The sequence below is a fragment of the Fictibacillus macauensis ZFHKF-1 genome (assembly GCF_000269865.1).
GTDB lineage: Bacteria > Bacillota > Bacilli > Bacillales > Fictibacillaceae > Fictibacillus_C > Fictibacillus_C macauensis.
The window spans coordinates 161468-184406 of record NZ_AKKV01000021.1 but is presented as its reverse complement, the minus strand read 5'-3'; the positions used below and the strand labels follow the sequence as shown (position 1 = coordinate 184406).

Annotated in this window: 25 protein-coding genes and 1 riboswitch; of the genes, 21 read left to right on the top strand and 4 right to left on the bottom strand. The window is 41.0% G+C overall.

Going from position 1 to position 22939, the window contains the following annotated elements:
• Positions 1-62 precede the first annotated feature (62 nt).
• From A374_RS05890 to A374_RS05880, 3 genes are all read left to right on the top strand, one after another.
• Positions 63-788, top strand: a complete 726-nt coding sequence (locus A374_RS05890) for a ZIP family metal transporter (protein ID WP_040340378.1) — start codon at positions 63-65, stop codon at positions 786-788.
• A 69-nt stretch (positions 789-857) separates the two neighbouring features.
• Positions 858-1670: an alpha/beta fold hydrolase gene (locus A374_RS05885; protein ID WP_007201280.1), complete on the top strand. Its 813-nt coding sequence runs from the start codon at positions 858-860 to the stop codon at positions 1668-1670.
• Entirely contained in the window at positions 1645-2316 is a 672-nt protein-coding gene (locus A374_RS05880; protein WP_007201279.1) for an O-methyltransferase, read from the top strand. Before A374_RS05885 ends, A374_RS05880 begins: the two co-directional genes overlap by 26 nt.
• Before the next feature lie 26 nt (positions 2317-2342).
• Here the strand turns inward: A374_RS05880 and A374_RS05875 are convergent, their stop codons facing one another.
• The 3 genes from A374_RS05875 to A374_RS05865 form a co-directional block, all read right to left on the bottom strand.
• Positions 2343-2600: a hypothetical protein gene (locus A374_RS05875; RefSeq protein ID WP_007201278.1), complete on the bottom strand. Its 258-nt coding sequence runs from the start codon at positions 2598-2600 to the stop codon at positions 2343-2345.
• Positions 2601-2620: 20 nt separating this feature from the next.
• Positions 2621-2890, bottom strand: coding sequence for a hypothetical protein (locus tag A374_RS05870; RefSeq protein WP_007201277.1), 270 nt, complete (start codon positions 2888-2890; stop codon positions 2621-2623).
• 117 nt (positions 2891-3007) lie between these two features.
• On the bottom strand, positions 3008-4252 hold the full coding sequence (locus A374_RS05865) for an FtsW/RodA/SpoVE family cell cycle protein (RefSeq protein WP_156793141.1): 1245 nt from the start codon (positions 4250-4252) through the stop codon (positions 3008-3010).
• A 228-nt stretch (positions 4253-4480) separates the two neighbouring features.
• A riboswitch (cobalamin riboswitch) is annotated at positions 4481-4665 on the top strand.
• Between the two features lie 186 nt (positions 4666-4851).
• Between A374_RS05865 and A374_RS05860 the strand changes: the two genes are divergently transcribed.
• The 17 genes from A374_RS05860 to A374_RS05780 all read left to right on the top strand — a co-directional run bounded on the left by A374_RS05860 (position 4852) and on the right by A374_RS05780 (position 21299).
• Positions 4852-5238: a (2Fe-2S) ferredoxin domain-containing protein gene (locus A374_RS05860; protein WP_007201275.1), complete on the top strand. Its 387-nt coding sequence runs from the start codon at positions 4852-4854 to the stop codon at positions 5236-5238.
• A 33-nt stretch (positions 5239-5271) separates the two neighbouring features.
• The gene (gene cobJ, locus A374_RS05855; RefSeq protein WP_007201274.1) at positions 5272-6900 is read left to right on the top strand and encodes a precorrin-3B C(17)-methyltransferase; all 1629 of its coding nucleotides are present in this window, start codon (positions 5272-5274) and stop codon (positions 6898-6900) included.
• A gap of 21 nt (positions 6901-6921) precedes the next feature.
• Positions 6922-7818 (top strand): sirohydrochlorin chelatase, encoded by an 897-nt coding sequence (locus A374_RS05850; RefSeq protein WP_007201273.1) that lies wholly within the window; start codon positions 6922-6924, stop codon positions 7816-7818.
• Positions 7815-8591, top strand: a complete 777-nt coding sequence (cobK, locus tag A374_RS05845; RefSeq protein ID WP_007201272.1) for a precorrin-6A reductase — start codon at positions 7815-7817, stop codon at positions 8589-8591. The genes A374_RS05850 and cobK overlap by 4 nt, the downstream gene beginning before the upstream one ends.
• The gene (locus A374_RS05840) at positions 8591-9238 is read left to right on the top strand and encodes a precorrin-8X methylmutase (RefSeq protein WP_007201271.1); all 648 of its coding nucleotides are present in this window, start codon (positions 8591-8593) and stop codon (positions 9236-9238) included. Before cobK ends, A374_RS05840 begins: the two co-directional genes overlap by 1 nt.
• A gap of 2 nt (positions 9239-9240) precedes the next feature.
• On the top strand, positions 9241-10356 hold the full coding sequence (locus A374_RS05835; protein WP_007201270.1) for a cobalt-precorrin-5B (C(1))-methyltransferase: 1116 nt from the start codon (positions 9241-9243) through the stop codon (positions 10354-10356).
• The gene (gene cbiE, locus A374_RS05830) at positions 10340-11551 is read left to right on the top strand and encodes a precorrin-6y C5,15-methyltransferase (decarboxylating) subunit CbiE (RefSeq protein WP_007201269.1); all 1212 of its coding nucleotides are present in this window, start codon (positions 10340-10342) and stop codon (positions 11549-11551) included. The genes A374_RS05835 and cbiE overlap by 17 nt, the downstream gene beginning before the upstream one ends.
• Positions 11548-12249: a precorrin-2 C(20)-methyltransferase gene (gene cobI, locus A374_RS05825; RefSeq protein ID WP_007201268.1), complete on the top strand. Its 702-nt coding sequence runs from the start codon at positions 11548-11550 to the stop codon at positions 12247-12249. Before cbiE ends, cobI begins: the two co-directional genes overlap by 4 nt.
• Complete coding sequence (gene cobM / locus A374_RS05820) at positions 12249-13022, top strand: precorrin-4 C(11)-methyltransferase (RefSeq protein WP_007201267.1); 774 nt, start codon at positions 12249-12251, stop codon at positions 13020-13022. Before cobI ends, cobM begins: the two co-directional genes overlap by 1 nt.
• Positions 13019-14146: a cobalt-precorrin 5A hydrolase gene (locus A374_RS05815; RefSeq protein ID WP_007201266.1), complete on the top strand. Its 1128-nt coding sequence runs from the start codon at positions 13019-13021 to the stop codon at positions 14144-14146. Before cobM ends, A374_RS05815 begins: the two co-directional genes overlap by 4 nt.
• Before the next feature lie 14 nt (positions 14147-14160).
• Positions 14161-15534, top strand: a complete 1374-nt coding sequence (locus A374_RS05810; protein WP_007201265.1) for a cobyrinic acid a,c-diamide synthase CobB — start codon at positions 14161-14163, stop codon at positions 15532-15534.
• A complete protein-coding gene (locus A374_RS05805) occupies positions 15527-17059 on the top strand; it encodes a cobyric acid synthase (protein ID WP_007201264.1) in 1533 nt (510 codons plus the stop codon). The genes A374_RS05810 and A374_RS05805 overlap by 8 nt, the downstream gene beginning before the upstream one ends.
• Positions 17056-17691 (top strand): NAD(P)-binding protein, encoded by a 636-nt coding sequence (locus A374_RS05800; RefSeq protein WP_007201263.1) that lies wholly within the window; start codon positions 17056-17058, stop codon positions 17689-17691. The genes A374_RS05805 and A374_RS05800 overlap by 4 nt, the downstream gene beginning before the upstream one ends.
• Entirely contained in the window at positions 17684-18451 is a 768-nt protein-coding gene (gene cobA / locus A374_RS05795) for a uroporphyrinogen-III C-methyltransferase (RefSeq protein WP_007201262.1), read from the top strand. Before A374_RS05800 ends, cobA begins: the two co-directional genes overlap by 8 nt.
• Positions 18448-18999 carry a cob(I)yrinic acid a,c-diamide adenosyltransferase gene (gene cobO / locus A374_RS05790; RefSeq protein WP_274517045.1) on the top strand — a complete coding sequence of 184 codons (552 nt, stop codon included), beginning with the start codon at positions 18448-18450 and terminating at the stop codon, positions 18997-18999. The genes cobA and cobO overlap by 4 nt, the downstream gene beginning before the upstream one ends.
• A gap of 233 nt (positions 19000-19232) precedes the next feature.
• Positions 19233-20645, top strand: coding sequence for an MFS transporter (locus A374_RS05785; RefSeq protein WP_007201260.1), 1413 nt, complete (start codon positions 19233-19235; stop codon positions 20643-20645).
• 159 nt (positions 20646-20804) lie between these two features.
• Positions 20805-21299: a hypothetical protein gene (locus A374_RS05780; RefSeq protein WP_007201259.1), complete on the top strand. Its 495-nt coding sequence runs from the start codon at positions 20805-20807 to the stop codon at positions 21297-21299.
• Positions 21300-21345: 46 nt separating this feature from the next.
• On the opposite strand, the gene A374_RS05775 is transcribed toward A374_RS05780, so the two are convergent.
• Positions 21346-22071 (bottom strand): Crp/Fnr family transcriptional regulator, encoded by a 726-nt coding sequence (locus A374_RS05775; protein ID WP_007201258.1) that lies wholly within the window; start codon positions 22069-22071, stop codon positions 21346-21348.
• Positions 22072-22229: 158 nt separating this feature from the next.
• Between A374_RS05775 and A374_RS05770 the strand changes: the two genes are divergently transcribed.
• A complete protein-coding gene (locus tag A374_RS05770; RefSeq protein WP_007201257.1) occupies positions 22230-22931 on the top strand; it encodes a hemerythrin domain-containing protein in 702 nt (233 codons plus the stop codon).
• Positions 22932-22939 lie beyond the last annotated feature (8 nt).

Sequence of the window (22939 nt, the reverse complement as noted above, 5' to 3'; positions counted from 1 at the left end):
AAGGAGACTTCTCATCATAAGCTGTAATAGATTCATGGGTTAGGGGACATGCTGTGGTGAATATGATGATTTTTAGTTCCATTGTGTTTTCATCGCTATGTACGACAATTGGGGCACTGCCGGTCTTTTTTATTAAAAACGTAACACATAAAGGAAAAGATATCCTGCTAGCATACACGGCTGGGATTATGGTGGCTGCTTCCGCCTATGGATTAATTCCATCAGCTATCAAGCTATCGAATGTTTTTGTGTTAATTGTAGGCGTGTTAGTTGGAACGTTCGTATTAACACTTCTAGAAAGTACGTTGCCGCATGTGGACTTACAAAATAATCTTTCGTTAGAAACGAAGTCAAGTTTTTTTCTGTTTTTCATTGCAATGTCGCTTCATAATTTGCCAGAGGGGTTATCGGTAGGCATTAGTTATGCAGGTGGTGCTACGGATCTAGCGCCGGTCGTCGCTTTTGCAATTGGTTTGCAAAATATCCCAGAAGGGTTTTTGATTGCGCTGTTTTTAATGACACAAAACGTTTCACCATTCAAAGCAACAATGCTTGCCTCATTAACGGCTTGCGTAGAATTAATAGCAGCGCTTGTAGGGGTCTTATTTGGACAATCTTTTGCTTTTATTATTCCTTATGGATTAGCATTTGCGGCAGGTTCCATGCTTTTTATCGTCTATAAGGAACTTATTCCGGAAAGTCACGGTGATGGCAATGAGCGCGTATCGACCTTGTCGTTTATTCTTGGTTTTCTCATGATGGTTTCATTTACCCATTTTCTTCGCTAAAAGCGACAAAAAGGATTTGAGAGAAACTTGTCGAAGGTGGGGAAAAGAGAAGAAAAGGAGAGTAGAATAATGCCGACAATTCAAGTAAATGGTATTCAACTTTATTATGAAGAATGCGGGCAGGGAGAGCCAGTCCTTTTGCTTCACGGACTTGGTGGTGACCAGCAGACGATGGAAATAGAAAAAGAAGCACTTCAAGCTCATTACCGCGTCATTGCGCTCGATGCACGAGGACATGGATGCTCCCAAAAGCCAGCGCAATTTACACTTTCCGACCTTATTCAAGATGTGATTGCTTTTATGGATGCGTTACATCTAGCGAAAGCATCACTACTCGGTGTGTCGATGGGAAGTTATATCGCACAAGGAGTAGCTTCTGAAGTTCCCGAGCGCATTGAAAAGCTTATTCTTGTTGTCACGAAATCCTACAGTCAATCGTCATCTATAGCGGAACTGATCGAACAGCATAAAGAAACGTTACATGATATCCCACAAGAAGAAGTCATGAATCATCTTGTTCCATATATATACCATGATGTAAAGAAAGTAATGGAGTGGGCAATGAAAATTGAACCGCAAGTATATGTTTGGAGTGAGATTGAGCGTCAAGCCGCTCAAAATGCCATCACGCATTTTGATTTTCGAACAGTTCTTTCGAGGGTTACAGCAACAACGCTTGTCATTAGTGGGAAACATGATGGACTCAATCCACCACATTACGGAAGGGAAACTGCGCATCTCATTCAAGGCGCACAGTTTGTTGAATTTGAACATTCTGGCCATGCGCCTAGTGCGGAGGAACGAGAAACCTATACAAAATGTCTTCAATCCTTTCTTACACAGGAGGTAGTACTTAGTGAAGAACGTTTGGAAAGACGTTGATGCTTATTTAACGCAGTCGCTACATATGGTGGAAGAAGCGATGGATGAGGTTCTAGAAGCGAATAGAGAAGCAGGATTACCACCTATTGATGTGTCGGCTAGTCAAGGAAAGTTTTTATACTTACTAGCAAAAATAAAAGGAGCAAAGCGAATTTTAGAAATTGGCACGCTTGGCGGCTATAGTACGATTTGGATGGCACGAGCATTACCGCAGGATGGCAAGCTTATTACGCTTGAATATGAACAAAAGCATGCCGATGTGGCGCTACGTAATTTGCAACGAACAAACGTAGCTTCGTTAGTTGAAATTAAGGTTGGCCCTGCACTTAAGCTACTTCCACTGCTTGCTGCGAAAGAGGAACAATCTTTTGATCTAATCTTTATTGATGCAGATAAAGGAAATAATCCTCACTATCTTCAATGGGCACTTACGCTTTCGCAGCCAGGTAGCATCATCGTCATCGATAATGTTGTTAGAGAAGGTCACGTTATTGACGAAGAAAGTAAGGATCAGAGTGTTATAGGATCTCGAGCACTTCTTCAACAGTTGCAGTCTGAAGGTAGACTTGAGGCAACGGCGCTACAAACCGTTGGCATTAAAGGTTATGATGGGTTTATTTTAGGTGTAGTGCGGGACAAAGGTTAGGGGTGCTATTGGCAAGAAGTAACGAGTTAGGCAAGGTCAGCTGGTGTAGCTAAAGGAATAACACCAGCAAGTTTTGAACAATCTACAATGAAAATAGCAGGTCGCCCTGGCCCAGGAAATTCTAGGGTTACACAACAAGAATCTACGCAATAAGACACAAAGGTAAATAAAATAGGATACGGATTGCTTTGTGCTTTTGGAATTAATAAAAAGTTGGTGCCTGCTTGTGTTGTTTGAAACCAATCACAAAGACAACTTCCGCAAGAACAACATTGTACACTCATTTTTTATCCTCCCTTAATCGTTACGTAAGAATACCAGGAACAATAGCAGCAATTTGTCGACAGTCTAAAATGAGAATGCGAGGTTCTCCAGAAGCACCGAGAAAGGAAAAGATAACACAACACGAAGAAGCATCATGGCTAACTAATGTAAATAACGTAGATGCTGGAGGCGTTGCAATGCTAATCCCTAAGGGTAAGAGTGCTCCTTGTAAAAATATAAAAAAGGTTTTCCCTCGTTTAGAAGCATCTAACTGTTGGCATAGACAATTACAGGTCGAGCATTCATTCATAGACAGTACGCTCCTCTCATAAGGGCATTTACCTATAGCGTATTACTAGGAAAGTAAAGAGTGCCTGGCAGTAAATAAAAAAGGAAAGTCTCCACTTCATACAGAGACTTTCCTTTTTTACATTTTTAAATCATTGACTTCAAACATGAATTTCCGCGTTTGTACTTTGACACCTACAACAAGACCCATAAGAATCATGTTAGATAGAAGCGAACTTCCACCGTAACTTAAAAAGGGCAATGTTACCCCTGTTACCGGCAAGAGACCGATATTCATACCGATATTTTGAAAGGCTTGAAATGATAATACTCCAACAATACCCGCACACATATAGCCCCCGAAGGAATTTTTACTACCGTGAGCAATACCGATGATTTTGTACATAAGAATAAAATATAAAGTAACGACAGCAGCTGTTCCGACGAAACCAAGATCTTCGCCAATCATAGAAAAAATAAAATCAGTATGTGCTTCCGGAACATACATATTACCTTCTGTCCAGCCTTTTCCAGAAACCATGCCAGATCCTATGGCAGTAATGGCCTGCTTCGTTTGATAGCCTTCATTCACATATTCGTAGGGCTTTAACCATCCATTAATGCGTTCACGTTGATGATTTTGAACGAGCGATAGCAGTTGCGATTCAAAAAAATCGTTGTACTTAAAGTATAGAACGAGTAAGGTTGAAAGAATAATGGTCGGTAAGGCAGCAACGGCAGCAATGATTTTCCAACTAATACCTGATGTTATAAGGATAGGAATGATAATCGCTAAATATAACATAATCATTCCAGTATCAGGTTGAATATAAACGAATATAAAAGGAACAAGGCAAACAAGGGTCATTTTACCAATAAGTCGAAAATCAGATGAAATAGTACGAGCTATGTAGCGTTCATTATGCTTTTCAGCCATATTACTTAATAAAATAATAAAGGCAATTTTCATAAATTCAGAGGGCTGAAATGAACCTAGTAACGGAAGTTGAAACCAAGCCTTTGAACCGTTAATGGGCTTAGCGATTGATTCGGGTGAGAATCTTAGGATAATAATAAATACAAGTACAAAACCAAATATATACCAAGAGAGCCGTTTTAATTGATCAAAATCTAGAAAGGCAACGGCTAACATGAGCAATATACTAAAGACATACCATCCTATTTGTTTTGGCACAAAGTTTGCTTCATACTGTCCTGTTTGCTGACCACTAAATACAAAAAGACAGCTAATAATGCTAAATAGAAACAGAAAAAATAATAAACCATAATCTAATTTGGAAAAAAACTCTTTAATCTCCTGCACATCTATGACCTTCTTCTTTAATTTGTTGAACAATAAGATGCTCGTTAGAAAACTATCCATTTATTATACTGCTTTTTACCATATGTTTGAAGTTATTTGTACAAAATGGTGAAAATTTAATAAAATTTCCATAGTGAAGATTGGGAGAAATCATTTTTTTGCAAGAGAACAATCCTTGATCACGACGATTATAGGAGGATTTTCTAGTCTATGATTGGTCTTCTCTACTTTAAATAACTATTGTGAATTTCCTGAAAGTATAGTAGGTTTAGGAAAGAAGATTTATAAATTGCATATTTCTTTAAGAGTGCTCAATGTTATTGAGATAATAGGGAAACCGGTGAAAGTCCGGTGCAGCCCCCGTTACTGTAAGCACAGATGAACCTATCATAGTCCACTAGCCACTGGCCGGGAAGGAGATGGAGTTCAAGTGAAGTGCAAGCCAGGAGACCTGCTTTTAAAGTAGCTATACAATTCTCGGAGGGAGAATGTTGTATGTACAGATATAGGTCGTTGACTGTATAATGCGGATCAACTTTGCTAATAGTGCAAGGCGGTCTATGTGTTACCTCCGAGATTGATAGTAAGTAATGATTAAGGGGGCTCGCACATAGAGCGCCTTTTTTGTATTGTACTTTTAATAGAGTGGAGTGGTTTTAATGACGACATGGAATTTAAATGGTATGAAGCATCATGTACTCATTTGTAATGGCTCAAGCTGTAACAAAAAGGGAGGCGAAGAAGTTACTGTCGCCCTTCGTGATGAGATTACAAAACAAGGACTTGATCAGACGATTCATACGACACGCACACGCTGTAATGGTCGCTGTAAGGATGCTTGTGTGGCCATTGTTTATCCAGAGGGAGCTTGGTATAGTGTGCCAGATGAACAAATAGCGCGGAGCATCGTTACAGAACATTTACGAGATGGCGTGCCACTTCAACAGCATTTAATTTATGAGTACAGTGAAGAAGTTCTGCATAGTGCAGGTTCAACTGAACGTGTGCGCGGTATTGAAAAAGATAAGAAAAAAGAAACGGTATAACGAGGACAGATGTGGAAAAAGGAGGCTACAAAGATGAAAGGGAAATTGCTCATCATCGGATTTGGGCCGGGAAGCTATGATCATATTACAGAACGTGCGAAGCAGGCGTTCCAAGAGAGCGACTGTATCGTAGGATATAAAACGTATGTGGAGTTAATTCAAGGGCTCATTACGGATCAGAAAATTATTAGTACAGGCATGTCGGAAGAAGTGAGCCGTGCTCAGGCTGCTGTGAAACTTGCAGAAGAAGGTCAGACAGTTGCTGTCATTTCAAGTGGTGATGCGGGCGTATACGGTATGAGTGGACTTGTTTATGAGGTTCTTGTGGAACGAGGCTGGAAGGAAAGTACCGGTGTTACGGTTGAGGTCATTCCAGGCATTTCAGCGATCAATTCGTGTGCTTCGCTTCTAGGAGCACCAGTTATGCATGATGCGTGTACGATTAGTTTAAGCGATCACTTAACGCCATGGAAACTCATAGAAAAAAGAATTCAAGCTGCTGCAGAAGCAGATTTTGTAATCGCTTTTTATAATCCGAAAAGTGGAAGAAGAACGCGACAAATTGTAGAAGCACAGCGGATATTACTGCAACATCGCTCACCTGAAACGCCAGTTGGTCTTGTGAAAAGTGCGTATCGTGAACGAGAGGAAGTGATCATTACGAATTTAGCAGAGATGCTTAACCATGATATCGGAATGTTAACGACTGTTATTGTTGGAAATTCACAAACCTTTTTATACGATGACAATAAGTTAATTACACCGCGAGGATATCAGCGTAAGTATACGCTAAATACAGAGAAACAACGGTTAAAGCCACATGAACGATTGCGCAAAGAAAATGAGCCATGGGCATTACAAGACGAAGAAGAGGAAGCGCTACCAATTGCATCAACTGACAAGAAAGCGGTTGCGATGGATTCTTTGGCGCTTGCGACCGAAGCGCTATCACTCGTGGCGGGTGAGCAAGCGGAACCTGTCTTAGAAACACAACATCGCTCAAATCGCATGGAATCCATTCTTGAATTTGGCGTTAGTCCAGGTATAGTGAATAAAAAATTCACATCGAAGCAGCTGCTAACATTGGCTGAAATTGTTGGGGATGATGGGGAGATGGAATATACGCCGCATCATTATATTAAAGTATCGCTTTCTACTGCTACTCCAGAAGTCATTACGAGCCGTCTTGAACGGGAAGGATTTTTATTGCTTCCAGCGGGCGATGTGTTGCAAATAAAAGCATGTGATTTTTGTGATGGTGAAAAGCATGATTCAATTCCCTATGTTGAGCAGTTACAAGAAGAGCTTGGTGGTATGAGTTTACCGAAAGAGCTAAAGCTTGGCTTTAATGGCTGTGGCATGGCTTGCTACGGAGGCGTTCAAGAAGATATTGGAATCGTGTTTAGAAAAGGGAAGTTTGACCTGTTTTTAGGTGGAAAGCCATTAAGCCGTACCGCTCATTCTGCCCAACCTGTAATGGAAGGCGTAGAACCTGAGGATCTTGTTAACCTTGTAACCGCTGTTATTGAGGAATATAAAGAAAAAGGTCACCCAAATGAACGTTTCTTTAAATTTTTCAAACGTGTTCAATCAGTGCAAGGCTTTAAGCATAAAGATATGGCACCAGTCATTGAGTTAGAACCTGCCCCTTGTGGCGATTAAAGATATTAAAGGAGGAAAACAATGAGAGCAGTATTAATGGTAGGTCATGGCAGTCGAGATCAAGAAGGTAATGAACAAGTTCGGTCATTTATAAAAAATATGATACCGAAAATGGATCCTACGCTTTTAGTGGAAACGTGTTTTTTAGAATTTGAGGCACCTACAATTCATCAAGGAATTGAAACGTGTGTGAAAAAAGGCGCAACAAGTGTAGCGGTCGTGCCTATTATGCTCTTGCCAGCTGGTCATTCAAAAATTCATATTCCAGCAGCAATCGATGAAGCAAAAGAAACCTATCCTCATGTGAGCTTTGCTTATGGACGTCCCATCGGTATTCATGAAGCTACATTTACCATTTTACAACAACGGTTAGAAGAATTAGGTGAGAATACAGCAGCACCTGCTAAAGATACGGCTGTCATCTTATTAGGTCGTGGTGGCAGTGATCCGGATGCAAATAGTGATCTTTATAAAATTGCCCGCCTTCTATGGGAAAAATTAGACTATACACTCGTAGAGCCAGCCTTTATGGGCGTAACAGATCCTTTAGTTGCCCAAGCCGTAGAGCGTTGTTTGAAACTAGGTGCTAAAAAAGTCATTATTTTACCTTATTTCTTATTTACTGGCATTTTAATTAACCGTCTGGAAAAAATGGTGGATGATTTTACGACACAGTATCCGCAGCATACGTTTGAACTAGCAAACTATTTCGGCTTTCATCCAGAGCTAGAAACCATTTTATTCGATCGTGTTGCGGAAGTGCTACAGGGTGAAGTGAAAATGAATTGTGATACGTGTCAATATCGTATTGATGCGATGGAGCATATTGACCATCATCACCATCACGATCATGACCACGATCATGGTCATCATCATCACCACCATCACCATCATGAAGAAGAGGAACAAAAAGTATGATTTTGTTTTTAGCTGGGACGAGTGATGCAAGAGAGCTTGCGATCCAAGTGAAGCAAGCGGGCTTTCCATTACTTGCAACGGTGGTTACGGAAAATGCAGCCATTGAGTTGAATAATCAGCACATTGATGTGCATGTAGGTCGTTTAAATCAAGCAGAAATGGGCGAGATGATTGAGCAGCATCGTATTACTGCGATTATCGATGCCTCCCACCCTTTTGCGGAAGAAGCAAGTAAGAATGCGATAGCGGGTGCAAAAGATAAAGGCATTTCCTATATTCGTTATGAGCGCGATACGCAAACGTATGAGCATCCCCACCTTTGGGGAGTAAGCACGTATGAAGAAGCGGCGCAAAAAGCGTTGGAAATGGGTGGCGTTGTCATGCTTACAACAGGTAGCAAAACGTTGCAAACGTTTACCGACCGATTGTTACATCAACCCGATGTGACCTTAATTGCGCGCATGTTGCCACGGAAAGATAATATGGAAAAATGTGAAGCGCTAGGCTTTCCACAAAAAAATATCGTAGCTATTCAAGGCCCATTTACAAAAGCATTCAACCAAGCGTTGTTTCAACAATTTAATGTTAATGTGATGGTTACAAAAGAGAGCGGAAAACAAGGAGCTGTTGATGAAAAAGTAGAGGCAGCTCTTGACATGGGGATTACCGTCATTATGATTCAACGCCCCAAAATACAGTATGAAAATCAATATTCACACTATGATGAGGTCATTGCCCATATTTCCCGGGAATGGAAAGGAGTACGTTCGTAATGGATTTTAAGACAGAATTTAAACCACTAACAGTACAACCACAAGAGATTGAAGGTAAAAGCTTTGAAATGATCGATGAGGAAATTGGTGAACATCCTTTTACAGAAGAACAATATCCGGTTGTTCGTCGTGTCATTCATGCCTCTGCTGACTTTGAATTAGGTAAGAGTATGCTGTTTCACAAGGATGCTATTACAGCAGGCATTCAAGCCATTCGTAGTGGAAAGAAAGTCGTTGCTGACGTGCAAATGGTACAAGTTGGCGTAAGTAAAAACCGCATTGAAAAGTACGGCGGTGAAGTAAACGTGTACATATCTGATGATGATGTGATGAAAGAAGCGAAACGCTTAAATACAACGCGAGCCATCATTTCCATTCGTAAGGCGATTAAAGAAGCAGACGGCGGCATTTATGCGATTGGCAATGCACCTACCGCTCTTCTTGAACTTATTCGTCTTGTAAAAGAAGGAGAAGCAAAGCCTGGTCTTGTAATTGGAATGCCAGTTGGCTTTGTGTCGGCAGCAGAATCGAAGGAAGAACTTGCAAAGCTAGATATTCCATTTATTACGAATATCGGCCGTAAAGGTGGTAGTACGGTAACAGTAGCGGCACTGAATGCTATTTCTCTTCTCGCTGAACAGGTTTAATGATGAAAAGTAAGACAGGTGCTGAAGAAAAGAAGAATCTTCGGCAAGGTTATACGACAGGAGCTTGTGCAACTGCTGCTGCGAAAGCGGCATTAATAACGTTAATTACAGGAGAGCCACAAACGGAAGCGACGATTTACTTGCCTGTAGGGAAATTCGCAACGTTTCAAATGGAGCAATGTGAAGTTTCAGACGAAGCGGTAGTAGCTGGTACGATTAAAGACGCTGGTGATGATCCTGATGCGACCCATCAAGCGCTTATTTTAGCAGAAGTGTCATGGCATGAAGATAACACTATTGTGATTGACGGTGGGGTAGGTGTTGGACGCGTAACGAAAGCAGGTCTGCCGATCCCTGTCGGTGAAGCGGCCATTAACCCTGTGCCTCGTAAAATGTTACGCGAAATGGCTCATGAAGTACTGATGCTTCATGAGTGTAACCGCGGCGTTAAAATCGTCATTTCTGTACCGGCTGGGGAAGAGATTGCCAAGAAAACGTTAAATGGTCGCTTAGGCATTATTGGGGGTATATCGATTCTCGGCACGAGGGGAATCGTTATTCCCTTTTCGTCTGCTGCGTACAAAGCGAGTATCGTACAAGCGTTATCGGTAGCAAAAGCGAGCGGTTGTGAGCATGTTGTGATCACAACCGGTGGTCGTAGCGAGAAGTATGGTATTAAAGAATATCCTGAACTTCCGGAAGAAGCTTTTATTGAAATGGGTGACTTTGTTGGTTTTACGTTAAAAGAGTGCAAACGCCAAGGAATGAAGCGAGTCTCATTAGTAGGTATGATGGGGAAATTCTCTAAAGTTGCGCAAGGTGTCATGATGGTTCATTCCAAAAGCGCGCCAATTAACTTTGCGTTTTTAGCAGAAGTAGCTGAACGAGCAGGTGCAGCTATAGAGCTTATTCAGCAGGTAAAAGAAGCAAATACAGCCTCTCAGGTTGGCGAGTTAATGGCTGAACATGGTGTAACTGCCTTCTTTGAGGAACTTTGTCGCAGTTGTAATGAACATGCATGGCAAGAAATGAAAGGTGGACTTGTTGTTTCAACTAGTCTTTATACGTTAAAAGGTGAGTTATTAGGAAAGGCGGTACAACATGACAGCGAGCATTAAAGTAATTGGAATGGGCGATGAAATACATCATTTATTGCCTCCCTATTTACAAATGATTGAAGACAGCGAGTTGCTCGTCGGTGGCGAACGTCATTTAGCATTTTTCCCCCACTATAAAGGGGAAAAGCTAGTAATTAAAGGTGGTTTAAAGGCGCTCTTAGCTCAGTTGCAGAACGAACAGCGAAACGTTGTTGTTTTAGCTAGTGGCGATCCGCTCTTTTTTGGAATTGGTCACTATTTAGCTCAGCGCGTAGATGTCGATATCTATCCGTATGTAAGCTCGGTGCAACTGGCTTTTGCCAAAATGAAAGAAAGTCACCAAGATGCACGCGTAATTAGTTTACATGGCCGTTCAATAAAAGGATTGGCACAAAAAGTGGATGGTAAGAAAAAGGTTGCATTATTAACGGATGAAACAAATTCTCCAGCTGCCATTGCCGACTATATGCTTTCGTTTGGGATGACAGAATATAGCGCTTTTGTAGCTGAAAACTTAGGTGGCGAAACAGAGCGTTGTACGCATATGACGCTAGAGGATATGACTCAGTGGCAGGGTTCATCGTTAAATGTCGTGATCTTAAAGCAAGAAACAGAAGGACCTTCTTGGCGTTTTAGTATGGAAGATGAAGCCTTTACACAACGTAAACCGGATAAAGGACTTATTACGAAAAAAGAAATTCGCACCTTAAGTCTTGGTGCCCTTGCTCTTCGAGAAGATAGTACGGTTTGGGATATTGGAACGTGTACGGGTTCTGTAGCGATTGAAGCTGCAAAATTAGCACGAGAAGGCGCGGTATTTGCTATCGAAAAAAATGAGCAGGACTTAGCAAACTGCTATGAAAATATGAAGAAGTTTCGAGCTGACATTACGGCAATTGGTGGTAAAGCCCCCGAACGTCTTGAAGAATTTCCAGATCCAGATGCTATTTTTATAGGTGGAACAGCAGGCGGAATGGAACAAATTCTTGATGTGTGCTGCAGTCGTCTAAAGCCTGGTGGGGCAATTGTTTTAAATGCGGTGACGATTGAAAACTTAGCTCAAGCACTTGAGGCTTTTAAACAACGTAACTATGAAACAAACGTGACGCTTGCACAAATTTCCAGAAGTAAGCCAATTCTTAATTTAACGCGATTTGAAGGATTAAATCCTATTTATATTATTAAAGCAACTCAGAAAGTAGGAGAAGAAGGATGACAGGTACATTATATGGACTTGGCGTGGGCCCAGGAGATCCAGAACTATTAACCGTAAAAGCTTTTCGTAAATTAAAAGAATCTCCCGTTATTGCGTATCCGAAAAAACGCAAAGGTACGAAAAGTTATGCGCATAAGATTGTAGATGTGTATTTAAAAGATAGTGGCAAAGAAATGCTAGGCCTCATTTTTCCGATGACAAAAGATCCAGTCATTTTAGAACGCGAATGGTCCCATACTGTGGAGACGGTTTATGACAAGCTTTCACAAGGAAAAGATGTTGCCTTTGTAACAGAGGGCGATCCGCTTTTGTATAGTACGTTCATTCATATGATGAACATGATGAAAGAGCGTCATCCAGACGTTCCAATCCAAACCGTTCCCGGCATTTCTTCCATTAATGGGACAGCTTCTGCACTAGGTCTTGCCCTAGCAGAAGGCGATGATCATGTTGCAATTATTCCGGCCCGCGATGATTATGAAGCCATGAAAAAAGCGATTGTGGAGCATGATTGCATCTTTTTTATTAAAGTAGCGAAAGTAATGCCGCTTATGCTTAACGTGTTGCGTGAATTGAACTTAATGGACAAAGCAAAAGTCGTTACAAAAGTAACATCTGATGAAGAAGTGGTTTGGGATATAAATGAACTAGAGCATGCAGAGCTTGAATACTTAACATTAATGGTGGTGAGAAAATAATGAAGATAACAATTATTGGAGCAGGTCCAGGAGATCCGGATTTAATTACAGTAAAAGGGTTACGGTTGTTGCAAGAAGCAGATGTGGTGATGTATGCAGATTCACTCGTAAGTGAAGCACTGATTGCAAAAAGTCGTGAAGATGCGACAGTAATTAAGACGGCTGGAATGCACTTAGAAGAAATGGTCAACACAATGGTGTCCTACGTAAAAGAAGGAAAAAAAGTTGTGCGTGTTCATACCGGTGATCCCGCTGTTTATGGCGCAACACTTGAACAAATGACGCTCTTAAAACAACAAGGTGTACATGTAGAAATTATTCCTGGTGTCAGCTCAGTCTTTGCCTCCGCTGCCGCGATCGGTGCCGAACTAACGGTTCCTGATTTAACACAAACGGTTATTTTAACACGAGCAGAAGGTCGTACGAAAATGCCGGATCGGGAAAAATTAAAAGATTTGGCTAGTCATCATTGTACGATTGCGCTCTTTTTAAGTGCCACGCTTACGAAAAAAATCGTTAATGAGTTTTTAGAAGCAGGCTGGAGTAAAGATACGCCTGTAGCTGCTGTGTATAAAGCAACCTGGCCAGATGAAAAAATTGTCCGAACGACGCTTGAGCAATTAGATGAAGACTTAAAGCGTAATGGGATGCGAAAGCAAGTAATGATTTTAGCGGGTTGGGCACTCGATGAGCACATTCATGAAAAGGATTTTCGCTCCAAGCTTTATGATAAAACATTTACCCACGGATTCCGAAAAGGAGTTACATCATGAACCATGTGCTACTAGAAGGAAGTGTGCCTAACGTCGTAACGAGACATGATTATGCGCTCGTTGCTATTACAAAGCACGGGGTAGCGCTTGCTCGTAAATTACAAGGCGTTTTTCAACAGACTGATTTGTACTATATGAAAAAGTTTGAAAAAGGAGACGAATCGGCAAAGCACATTCAACTGTTTGAAGGCAGTGTGCGCTTACTGTTACCTGCTCTTTTTAAAGAATATAAAGGAATTATCTTAATTATTTCACTCGGTGCGGTCGTTCGCATGATTGCACCCATATTAAAAGATAAAAAAACCGATCCTGGTGTGGTCGTGCTAGATGACAAAGGCCAATATGCCATCTCTGTTCTTTCTGGACATCTTGGTGGTGCTAATGAACTAACAAAGGAAATTGCGGCGCTACTAGGAGCAACTCCTGTCATTACGACCGCATCAGATGTGCAGAAAACAATTCCTGTTGATCTGTTCGGAAAACGATTCGGTTGGGTATGGGATTCCGCAGAGAAGCTTACTCCCGTTTCGGCTTCAGTAGTTAATGAAGAACGGGTAGCGATTGTTCAAGAATCAGGGGAAAAAGGGTGGTGGGAGCAAGATCGTCCGATGCCTGCCCATTTATTTACAGTTCCTTCAATTGCCGAGGCACTGCAACATAAGCCAGATGCGGCACTCGTTATTACACATCGCTTATTAACGCAAGAGGAACAAGGCATTCTTACCAATGGCGTTCTGTATCGACCGAAAGTCGTGATTCTAGGTATAGGTTGTAATCGTGGCACGTCACAAGAAGAAATTCAACAGGTTATTGAGGAAACGTTAACTGAATTACGTATTTCTATTAAAAGTGTGAAAGGAATTGCCACCATTAATTTGAAGAGTGACGAACAAGGGTTGCTTGATACGGTGGCGCGCTTTAACTGGGACTTTACGTGCTATACACCGGAACAACTTAATGAGGTTACGATTGAAGACCCTTCACAAACCGTTTATAAATATACAGGTGCTTATGGAGTTAGTGAACCGGCTGCTAAGCTAGCAAGTGGCGCCTCTGCGTTAGAACTTGTTAAGAAAAAATCAGGAAATGTAACGATTTCGGTTGGACTCATTTCTCACGAATGAAGGAGAGTACGAGTATGGGGAATAAGCGCATTGTTATTGCTGGAACAGGAAGCGGTGTTGGTAAAACGACAGTAACGATCGGCATTATGAAGGCATTGCATCAGCGTGGGTTAACTGTTCAAGGCTTTAAATGTGGCCCAGATTATATTGATCCAACCTATCATACAGCAGTAACGGGACGTGTTTCACGTAATCTTGATAGTTGGATGACTTCAAAAGAAGCGGTTATGGAGATTGCTCACCGTGGACAAGTGGATGCTGATATTGCCGTTGTTGAAGGCGTAATGGGCTTTTTTGATGGAAAAGATCCGCGAACCAATGCTGGAAGCACAGCTGAGGTCGCCATGTTAACTGAAAGTCCCGTCATTCTAGTCGTAAATTGTGCAAGTATGGCCCGCAGTGCAGCGGCAATTGTGAAAGGTTTTCAAATGCTTGCTACGGGTCCGAACATTGTGGGTGTCATTGCCAATAAAGTTGGTTCAAAAGGTCATTTTAACATTGTGAAAACAGCGATTGAGCAAGAATGTCATGTACCTGTGATTGGCTATTTAAGTCGTCATGAGGCATTGCACATTCCTGAGCGACATTTAGGTCTTATACCTTCCATTGAGCGAGGTGATTTAGATCCTTTCTTCAATGAGCTCGGACAATTAGTGGAAGAAACCATCGATCTTGATCTGTTGCTTCAACTAGCCGAAGCACCAGCGCTTACAGAGCAGCCCTCGTCCCTTTTTGCAACACGTGACATGCCTCCTGTAAACGTAGCGGTTGCTCGTGATTCTGCTTTTAACTTTTATTATGAAGAGAATTTGGAACTATTAAGAGCGTACGGAGCACATCTTCACTTCTTTTCCCCGTTAAAAGGAGAAGTAGTACCAGCAGATGCACAAGCACTATATATTGGCGGTGGCTTTCCGGAAGAGTTCGCTAAAGAATTGTCGCAAATGACAGCAGTCAAACAATCAATTAAACAAGCTATTCAGGCCGGAATTCCTACCCTTGCAGAGTGCGGTGGCTTTATGTACTTAACAGAAGCCATTCAAACGACCGATGGAGCTACGCATGAAATGGTCGGTGTCATCCCTGGGACGGCTGTTATGCAACGTAAGCGTGCTGCGCTCGGTTATCGAGAAATTACAGTTGAACACGAGCATTTTTTATTGAAGCAAGGTCAACTAGCGAAAGGCCATGAATTTCATTATTCAACGTTTCAAGCAACGGAAGACTTGACCTATGCGTATGAAACGAAAGGGATGCGTGGTGTGAAAAAAGAAGGGTATCGAGTGAATAACCTTGTCGCCGGTTACGCACATTTTCATTTCGCATCCTCTCCAGAAATGGTAGAAAATTGGATGAAAGTCTGTCAGGAGCGGAAACAACATGCGTGATTCTCTTTCCATTATGGTTCAAGGCACTCATTCTGACGCAGGTAAAAGTGTGATTACAACGGCACTATGTCGCATTTTTTCACAAGATGGTTACCGAACAGCTCCGTTTAAATCGCAGAATATGGCATTAAATTCATATATTACGATTGATGGTAGGGAGATCGGTCGGGCTCAAGGAGTGCAAGCAGAAGCTGCCGGTATTGAGGCAACGACATATATGAATCCTATTCTTATAAAGCCAAGTCGTGAAAATGATTCGCAAATTGTTGTACACGGCAAGCCGTATAAGAATATGAATGCTTTTGACTATCGTCGCTCGTTCTATAATGAAGGGTTGCGTTTAATAGAAGAAGCTATTCACTGTCTCTATGAACAATATGAATGTGTCGTAATTGAAGGAGCGGGAAGTCCGGCAGAAATAAACTTGAATGATCGTGAACTTGTCAACATGAAAGTAGCACAGCTGGCTGATGCACCTGTGATTCTTGTCGGTGATATCGAAAAAGGTGGCGTGTTTGCTAGTCTAGTAGGTACACTCCAATTAGTGGAAAAGGAAGATCGGGCACGAATTGTTGGGGTGGTCATCAATAAGTTTCGTGGCGATGTAACCCTCTTAGAACCAGGACTGTCATGGTTTGAAGAGTATACTGGCGTACCGGTGCTTGGCGTCATTCCTTATATTCCGAATTTGACAATTGAGGCAGAGGATTCTGTTGTGCTCAGTAGTTATCAACAACACCGTGATGCGCAAAAATTAATAGACATTGCTGTTATTCAATATCCGATGATTTCAAATTTTACAGATATCGATCCTTTCTTTGCCGAAGAGGACTGTTCGGTTCGCTTCGTAAAAAAAGCGTCAGAGCTTCATTCGCCCGATTTACTCATTTTACCCGGCAGTAAAAATACGATTGAGGATTTACAACATCTTAAGAATTCAGGCTTGTACGATGAAATTCTGCAGTTAGCGAATCAAGGCAAAACAAAAATATTTGGCATCTGTGGTGGCTATCAAATGCTTGGAACGATTGTACGTGATCCAGATCATGTGGAAACAACGCACGAAGAAGAACGTGGTTTAGGGCTGTTGCCAATTACGACAACGTTATTACAAGAGAAAACGACAGTTCGTTCACAAGGCGTTGCTTTGTTTGCTGAAAAGCATTATGAGATTAACGGTTACGAAATACATATGGGACAATCGGTCATTGATGATGACGCCAATCGTTGGATTCAAACGCAAAACGGGCATTTAGATGGTGTGAAAAACGAAACGGAACAAATTATTGGTACGTACTTTCATCATCTTTTTCATAATGATGAATTTCGTCTTGCCTTATTAAATCAACTTCGTGTGCAAAAAGGTGCACCAAAAAAGATAGAACCATTGCGTTTTTTAGAACTTCGTGAAGAAAGTTTTAACACGTTAGCTGATCATGTTCGCACGCATGTAAACATGGATAAACTATATGAGCATATGCGTGTGTATCAAGAGAACAGGATGCTAAAAAGGAGTTCTGTATGAGTCAGCCCTATCCAATCATGCTAGATATGCAAGGCAAGAAAGCTGTCGTTATTGGAGGCGGACGCATTGCTACACATAAAATCAAATGTTTAAAAGAAGCAGGTGCAAACGTTACGGTGGTTAGTCCAACAGCTTCTGCTGACGTAGAACAATGGGCAAACGCAAAGGAACTTCTATGGAAAAGACGTAACTTTCAAACAAGTGATCTTACTCATGCGTTCCTTGTTATAGCAGCAACGAATGACGAGACTGTGAATCAAGCGGTAGCACAGGCAACGGCGTCTTCGTCATTACTTTGTGTTGTGGATGCTCCAGAGACTGGGAATTTCACCGTACCGGCGCGCATGACGCGTGGCAAACTAACCATTGCGGTTTCAACAACCGGTGCTAGTCCTGGTGTTGCAAAGCAAATAACGAAAGACCTAGCGGCAACGTATGATGCTCAGTTTGCTGCCTATCTCGATTTTCTTGCGCAAGCGAGACAAACGGTAAAAGAAACGATTCAACAGGAAGCGAAACGCAAAGAAATATTAACAAGATTGCTAGATAAAGAATTTCAGCAACAATCGAGACAAGAACAAGAGCGCTTGTTTCAAGTGTGGTGTAAGGAAGGAGACGGAGCGCATGAATAAAGGAACAGTATATTTAGTAGGAGCAGGGCCGGGCGATCCGAAACTCATTACCGTGCGTGGTATGGAGTGTATTCAGCAGGCGGATGTTATTGCGTATGATCGCTTAATTAATATGGAACTTTTAGAGTACGCAAAAAAGGATGCAGAGCTTATTTATTGCGGGAAGCTTCCTGGAAAGCATGCTCTGATTCAAGAACAGATTCACGATGTGTTAGTAGAAAAAGCGTTACAAGGGAAAGTTGTTACGCGCTTAAAAGGTGGCGATCCGTGTGTATTTGGACGTGTCGGCGAAGAAGCGGAAGTACTTGCTTATCATGAAATTCCCTTTGAAATTGTTCCTGGTGTAACAGCGGGTATTGCGGCACCAGCTTATGCGGGCATTCCCGTTACGCATCGTGATCATGCAACGACTTTTACGATTGTAACCGGACATGGTCGTCAAGAGAAGGGACAAGATTATATTCATTGGGAGGCGCTTGCACTTGGAAGCGATACGCTTGCCTTTTATATGGGAATTGGCAATATGCATCATATATGTACGGAATTAATAAAGCATGGCAAAAAATCAACAACACCGGCTGCAGTCATCGAGTGGGGTACAACGAAGCGACAGCGTACGGTAACCGGTAATTTAGAAACAATTGAACACGTTGCACAACAAGCGAACATTTCACATCCAGCACTTTTTATCGTTGGAGATGTCGTGCAGTTGCGTGAGAAGATTCGTTGGTTCGATCGTGAAGTCATGGCGAGTTCATAAGAGAGAGGAAGCGTGCGATGCGAGGGATGACACTTGTTTATACAGGAGACGGTAAAGGAAAAACGACAGCGTCTCTCGGTTTAGCCATTCGAGCAGTAGGGCGAGGTAAAAAAGTGTGTATGTTACAGTTTATTAAATCGCCATCTCGAACGTATGGTGAAAAGCTTTTATTTGATAAGATTGGTATCGAAATGCAACAATGCGGCGTTGGATTTACGTGGACAAAAACACCGGAAGAACATCGTGTGGCGTTGCAAAACGCATGGTCACTAGCAAAAGAAAAGCTTAACAATTCGGAGTATGATGTGGTAATACTGGATGAAATTAATAATGCATTAAGTATAGAAAAATTTCCAATTGATGATGTATTGCCGCTTCAGGAAGTAATAGAAGCACTGCGTAATCGCCCCGTCAACATGCATGTTATTTTAACGGGACGAAACGCAAAGCAAGAAATAATTGAACTTGCCGATCTTGTTACAGAAATGCAGCCTGTTAAACATTACTATGATGAAGGTATACCCGCCATCAAAGGAATAGAATTTTAAGCAATAGCAGCTCCGATTCGTCGGTCTGCTATTTTTTTTGCGTTAGGTAAATGGCATTCTAGTGCTTGGTTTACTAGGAATCTTTCTATCTAACGAGACATTGAGACGAAACTGGGATCCCTTCGTAAAGGAAGCGATTCGCCATTATTTTTAACACATACCAAGAATAGACAGGTTAGAAGTATGAAAGGATAGGGAACTAGCTAGTAATACGACAGGAGGAGGTAGGGTGCGTGGAACGAAAAAGTAAAAAACGACTCTCAGAAAAAGATGTGACTGTTGTAGATGCAAAAGTCGCAAAGCAATCTGTATTTGGTACAGCTTTAGGAAATGCAATGGAATGGTTTGATTTTGGCATTTATTCTTATTTAGCCGTTATTATTGGGAAGGTATTTTTCCCTGAAATTAGCGGTGGATTTCAGTTGATCTATTCTTTTGCTACCTTCGCTGTCGCCTTTCTAGCGCGCCCAATTGGTGGGATTGTCTTTGGATTAGTAGGTGATCGACTCGGTCGAAAAAAAGTATTGGCGATAACGCTTATTATGATGGCAGCTTCTACTTTAAGTATCGGTCTAATTCCAGGCTACGCATCGATTGGTATTGCTGCTCCTATATTATTACTTACCGCTCGACTGCTTCAAGGTTTTTCTACAGGAGGAGAGTACGCCGGTGCGATGACATTTATTGCGGAATCCTCACCTGATAAGAAACGTGGTTTTTTAGCAAGTGGTTTAGAAGTCGGGACGTTAATTGGCTACATTTGTGGTTCAGGATTAGTAACGATCTTAACGCTTACCCTTGGATCAGATACTATGTTAGCTTGGGGATGGAGAATTCCTTTTTTCGTCGCAGCTCCATTAGGACTCGTTGGCTTATACTTCCGTTCAAAGCTGGAAGAAACACCAGCCTTTAAGAAAATGCAAGAATCTGAGCAAGAAGAGAATAAAGTATCTTTTGTGTATATTATTAAAACGTATTGGAAAGAATTATTGATTTCTATGGGGATCGTATTGTTTTTTAACACGATGACATATTTTGAATTTACGTACTTGCCCTCTTATTTAACAGAACAAGTGGGATTTGGTGAATCAAAAGGGTTAGTCATTATTTTATTTGTCATGATTGTAATGATTCCTTTCGTTATACTATCAGGCTATCTCGGTGATAAAATTGGACGGAATAAAGTAATTGTTGCGGCCTTAATAGGTGTAATTGCTTTAAGCATTCCTTCCTTTATGATGTTTGGAACAGCTTCTATTGTGCCGACTTTTAGCGGGGTCTTGTTATTAGGAATTATGTGTGCAGCCTTTGAAGGCGTCTTACCGTCGCTGTTACCCTCTCTTTTCTTTACAAAGGTTCGGTACGGCTCATTGGCACTTACGTTTAATTTATCAACATCCTTATTTGGTGGTACAGCCCCACTTATTTTAGCTTGGCTTGTTAAAAAGACAGGCAATTCAATGGCACCAGCTTATTATTTAATGGTAGTTTGTGGCATTGGTTTAGTTGTCATGCTATTCTTTGTAAAAGAAACAGCAGGTCGTTCTTTACGAGGCTCTAAACCAGCAATTGAAAAGAAAGAAGAGCTTCATACACTTCAACCAAAACAAGCTCTATGGTGGAAAGAAGAAATAGAAAAGCCTTAAAAAGAAGGACGCAGCTTTTTAATAAGCTGCGTTTTTTTAACGAAAAAAAATATTTAAATAATTACAATAATAAATCTTAAAATTATCTTAAATGGATGTTAAAGAAGAAGGAAATTGTGGTACGATAAGGAAAATAATGAATAAGGTGGCGTGTTTTTCGTGAAAAAATGGATCGCAGCAAGCATGATCGCAGCCCTGACAGCAAGTATAATGAGTGGTTGTGGCAATGCAAAAGAGGAATCAAAAACAAACGCAGCTCATCGTGAAACGAAAGAAGCTTCTCCTAAAGAGGTTCAGAAAAAAACGAAAGAGCAGCTTTCAAAAGAATTTTTTGGGTTGCTAAACAGTTCGGATCAAAAGAAGAAAGAACAATTTGTTGAAGACTATGTTACAGATCAAGCGAAAGCGCTTTTTAAACAGCTCATTGAACAAAAAGCGCCAAAAATTACGAAAGTAACGGTTGAAAAATCCGTAAATAATGAAAAAGGCGAAGATGAGTATGCGATGACGCTGCTCAACGTACATAGCAATGGGAAAGACAAGAAAATTATCGGCTTGTTTCAAGAAGGGAAAATCGTTACCTTTATCCCTCAATATACAAAAGATGGTGAAGAAGTCGCACCATTTAAGACGTTTCTTAAAAAATTCAATTAACCGTAAACGAAGCATGTGTCAGTTGCGCACATGCTTCGTTTTTTCGTTAAATTCGGCAAACATGCAACGGGCATTCTTCACAGTTACAGATGTTTTTTAAATAATGAAGATCTGTGATCACGAAATTTCCTTGGAGATCGTGATGAATAATCTGATCTTTTTTCAAAACCGCAAGCATACGATTGACCGTTTCTCTTGAAGTACCTACAAGTTCAGCTAGCTCTGCATTCGTAAGCTGTAGCGTTAGTGTAATGCCATCTTTGCTCATTTTACCGTAGGAATTGGAAAGACGAATTAAGGTGGAGCATAATGCGCCATTCTTCCCATAAAGCATAAGATCGCGTAACTTAGAACGTGTGATTTGGTGCATAAGGCCGGTCCATCGTACAAATTCGAGCGCCATTTCACCGTGCAAACGCATTTGTTCTTCTAAGTCGGTTTGATGAATAACACCTACAACACAATCGGTAGAGGCAATGGCACTAAAGTTATATTTTTCATCGCCTAATGCATTTAACTCACCTATCAAATCGCCATTTTGAAACATGGATAGTACGAGTTCTTTACCTTCCTCTGTTACTTTTGTTCCTTTTACAATCCCTTCTTTTACGAAATATAGTTTGGTTGCAGGCTCATGGTCGATAAATAGCATGGTTCCTTTGGAAATCCGACACTCTATACTTAATTCATTTAAGATATTGATAGTTTCTTCCGAAAAAACTTCTGTATTTTGTACGGCATTATAGTCACGAGGAATGTCACAAGTCTTCATGTTGGTTGCCTCCTTCATTACTTCTTATTAACAGTATAAAAATGAGACAAGTTTTCGGGTATCGGGGAATTCCCCGATTTTTTTATGTGATATGTGTCACGGTACTCACAACAAATATTTCGTATAGTAAGAGAAAAGAATAGAGGGGGGCATAAGCAATGGAGCAGACAGTCGACGTTACACAGACGATTAGTCAAATGCTACGGCACTATCCAAGAATGGGTTATTATCTCAAAAAGCATGGCATTAATTATTCATTATGTGGTCATGATACGTTGGCTCATGTTATGAGCAGTTTTCAGCTTGATGCTGAGTCAACGCTCAGTGAGTTAAATAAACTAATCCATAAAGAACAAGGCGCAATAGATTGGGAGAACCAATCACTTCATGCTCTTGTTTCATATATTATAGATGCCCATCATTCCTATTTATATATGGTTTTACCTCAGCTGCATCGCATGTTACAGGAAAACGAGGAGTCTTGTCACGTCAATCAAGAAGCAATTGCCTTTTTATTTTCTATAGTAAAAACAGAGCTGGAGCAACATATTGTCATAGAAGAAGAAGTGATTTTTCCGAAAATAGTAGCTTATGAAAAGTCACCAACACTTCATGCGCTTATTGATCTTTCTGAATATATTACGGATTTGCATCACGAACATCATCATATTAGTAGTCTTATGCAAGATCTTCGTGAACTAACGAATGATTTTTTGATAACAAATGAACAAGGCATCGTTACTCAACAGAGTTATATAAAGCTCGATGAATTAGAAACAGATCTTATGGAACATTTCTATTTAGAAAATTATGTGTTATTTCCAAGAGTGCTTCAAGCATTACAGTCTTTATCTAAATGACAGTCTTG

What these genes read in the sequence shown, in the direction of transcription:
- cobJ (WP_007201274.1), top strand. Translation starts at nt 5,272, where the DNA reads ATGAAAGGGAAATTGCTCATCATCGGATTTGGGCCGGGAAGCTATGAT.
- A374_RS05770 (WP_007201257.1), top strand. Translation starts at nt 22,230, where the DNA reads ATGGAGCAGACAGTCGACGTTACACAGACGATTAGTCAAATGCTACGG.
- A374_RS05775 (WP_007201258.1), bottom strand. Translation starts at nt 22,071, where the DNA reads ATGAAGACTTGTGACATTCCTCGTGACTATAATGCCGTACAAAATACA.
- cobM (WP_007201267.1), top strand. Translation starts at nt 12,249, where the DNA reads ATGAAGATAACAATTATTGGAGCAGGTCCAGGAGATCCGGATTTAATT.
- A374_RS05850 (WP_007201273.1), top strand. Translation starts at nt 6,922, where the DNA reads ATGAGAGCAGTATTAATGGTAGGTCATGGCAGTCGAGATCAAGAAGGT.
- cbiE (WP_007201269.1), top strand. Translation starts at nt 10,340, where the DNA reads ATGACAGCGAGCATTAAAGTAATTGGAATGGGCGATGAAATACATCAT.
- A374_RS05870 (WP_007201277.1), bottom strand. Translation starts at nt 2,890, where the DNA reads ATGAATGAATGCTCGACCTGTAATTGTCTATGCCAACAGTTAGATGCT.
- A374_RS05875 (WP_007201278.1), bottom strand. Translation starts at nt 2,600, where the DNA reads ATGAGTGTACAATGTTGTTCTTGCGGAAGTTGTCTTTGTGATTGGTTT.
- cobA (WP_007201262.1), top strand. Translation starts at nt 17,684, where the DNA reads ATGAATAAAGGAACAGTATATTTAGTAGGAGCAGGGCCGGGCGATCCG.
- A374_RS05885 (WP_007201280.1), top strand. Translation starts at nt 858, where the DNA reads ATGCCGACAATTCAAGTAAATGGTATTCAACTTTATTATGAAGAATGC.
- A374_RS05890 (WP_040340378.1), top strand. Translation starts at nt 63, where the DNA reads ATGATGATTTTTAGTTCCATTGTGTTTTCATCGCTATGTACGACAATT.
- A374_RS05835 (WP_007201270.1), top strand. Translation starts at nt 9,241, where the DNA reads ATGAAAAGTAAGACAGGTGCTGAAGAAAAGAAGAATCTTCGGCAAGGT.
- cobI (WP_007201268.1), top strand. Translation starts at nt 11,548, where the DNA reads ATGACAGGTACATTATATGGACTTGGCGTGGGCCCAGGAGATCCAGAA.
- A374_RS05815 (WP_007201266.1), top strand. Translation starts at nt 13,019, where the DNA reads ATGAACCATGTGCTACTAGAAGGAAGTGTGCCTAACGTCGTAACGAGA.
- A374_RS05860 (WP_007201275.1), top strand. Translation starts at nt 4,852, where the DNA reads ATGACGACATGGAATTTAAATGGTATGAAGCATCATGTACTCATTTGT.
- A374_RS05810 (WP_007201265.1), top strand. Translation starts at nt 14,161, where the DNA reads ATGGGGAATAAGCGCATTGTTATTGCTGGAACAGGAAGCGGTGTTGGT.
- A374_RS05805 (WP_007201264.1), top strand. Translation starts at nt 15,527, where the DNA reads ATGCGTGATTCTCTTTCCATTATGGTTCAAGGCACTCATTCTGACGCA.
- A374_RS05840 (WP_007201271.1), top strand. Translation starts at nt 8,591, where the DNA reads ATGGATTTTAAGACAGAATTTAAACCACTAACAGTACAACCACAAGAG.
- A374_RS05865 (WP_156793141.1), bottom strand. Translation starts at nt 4,252, where the DNA reads ATGGATAGTTTTCTAACGAGCATCTTATTGTTCAACAAATTAAAGAAG.
- A374_RS05800 (WP_007201263.1), top strand. Translation starts at nt 17,056, where the DNA reads ATGAGTCAGCCCTATCCAATCATGCTAGATATGCAAGGCAAGAAAGCT.
- cobK (WP_007201272.1), top strand. Translation starts at nt 7,815, where the DNA reads ATGATTTTGTTTTTAGCTGGGACGAGTGATGCAAGAGAGCTTGCGATC.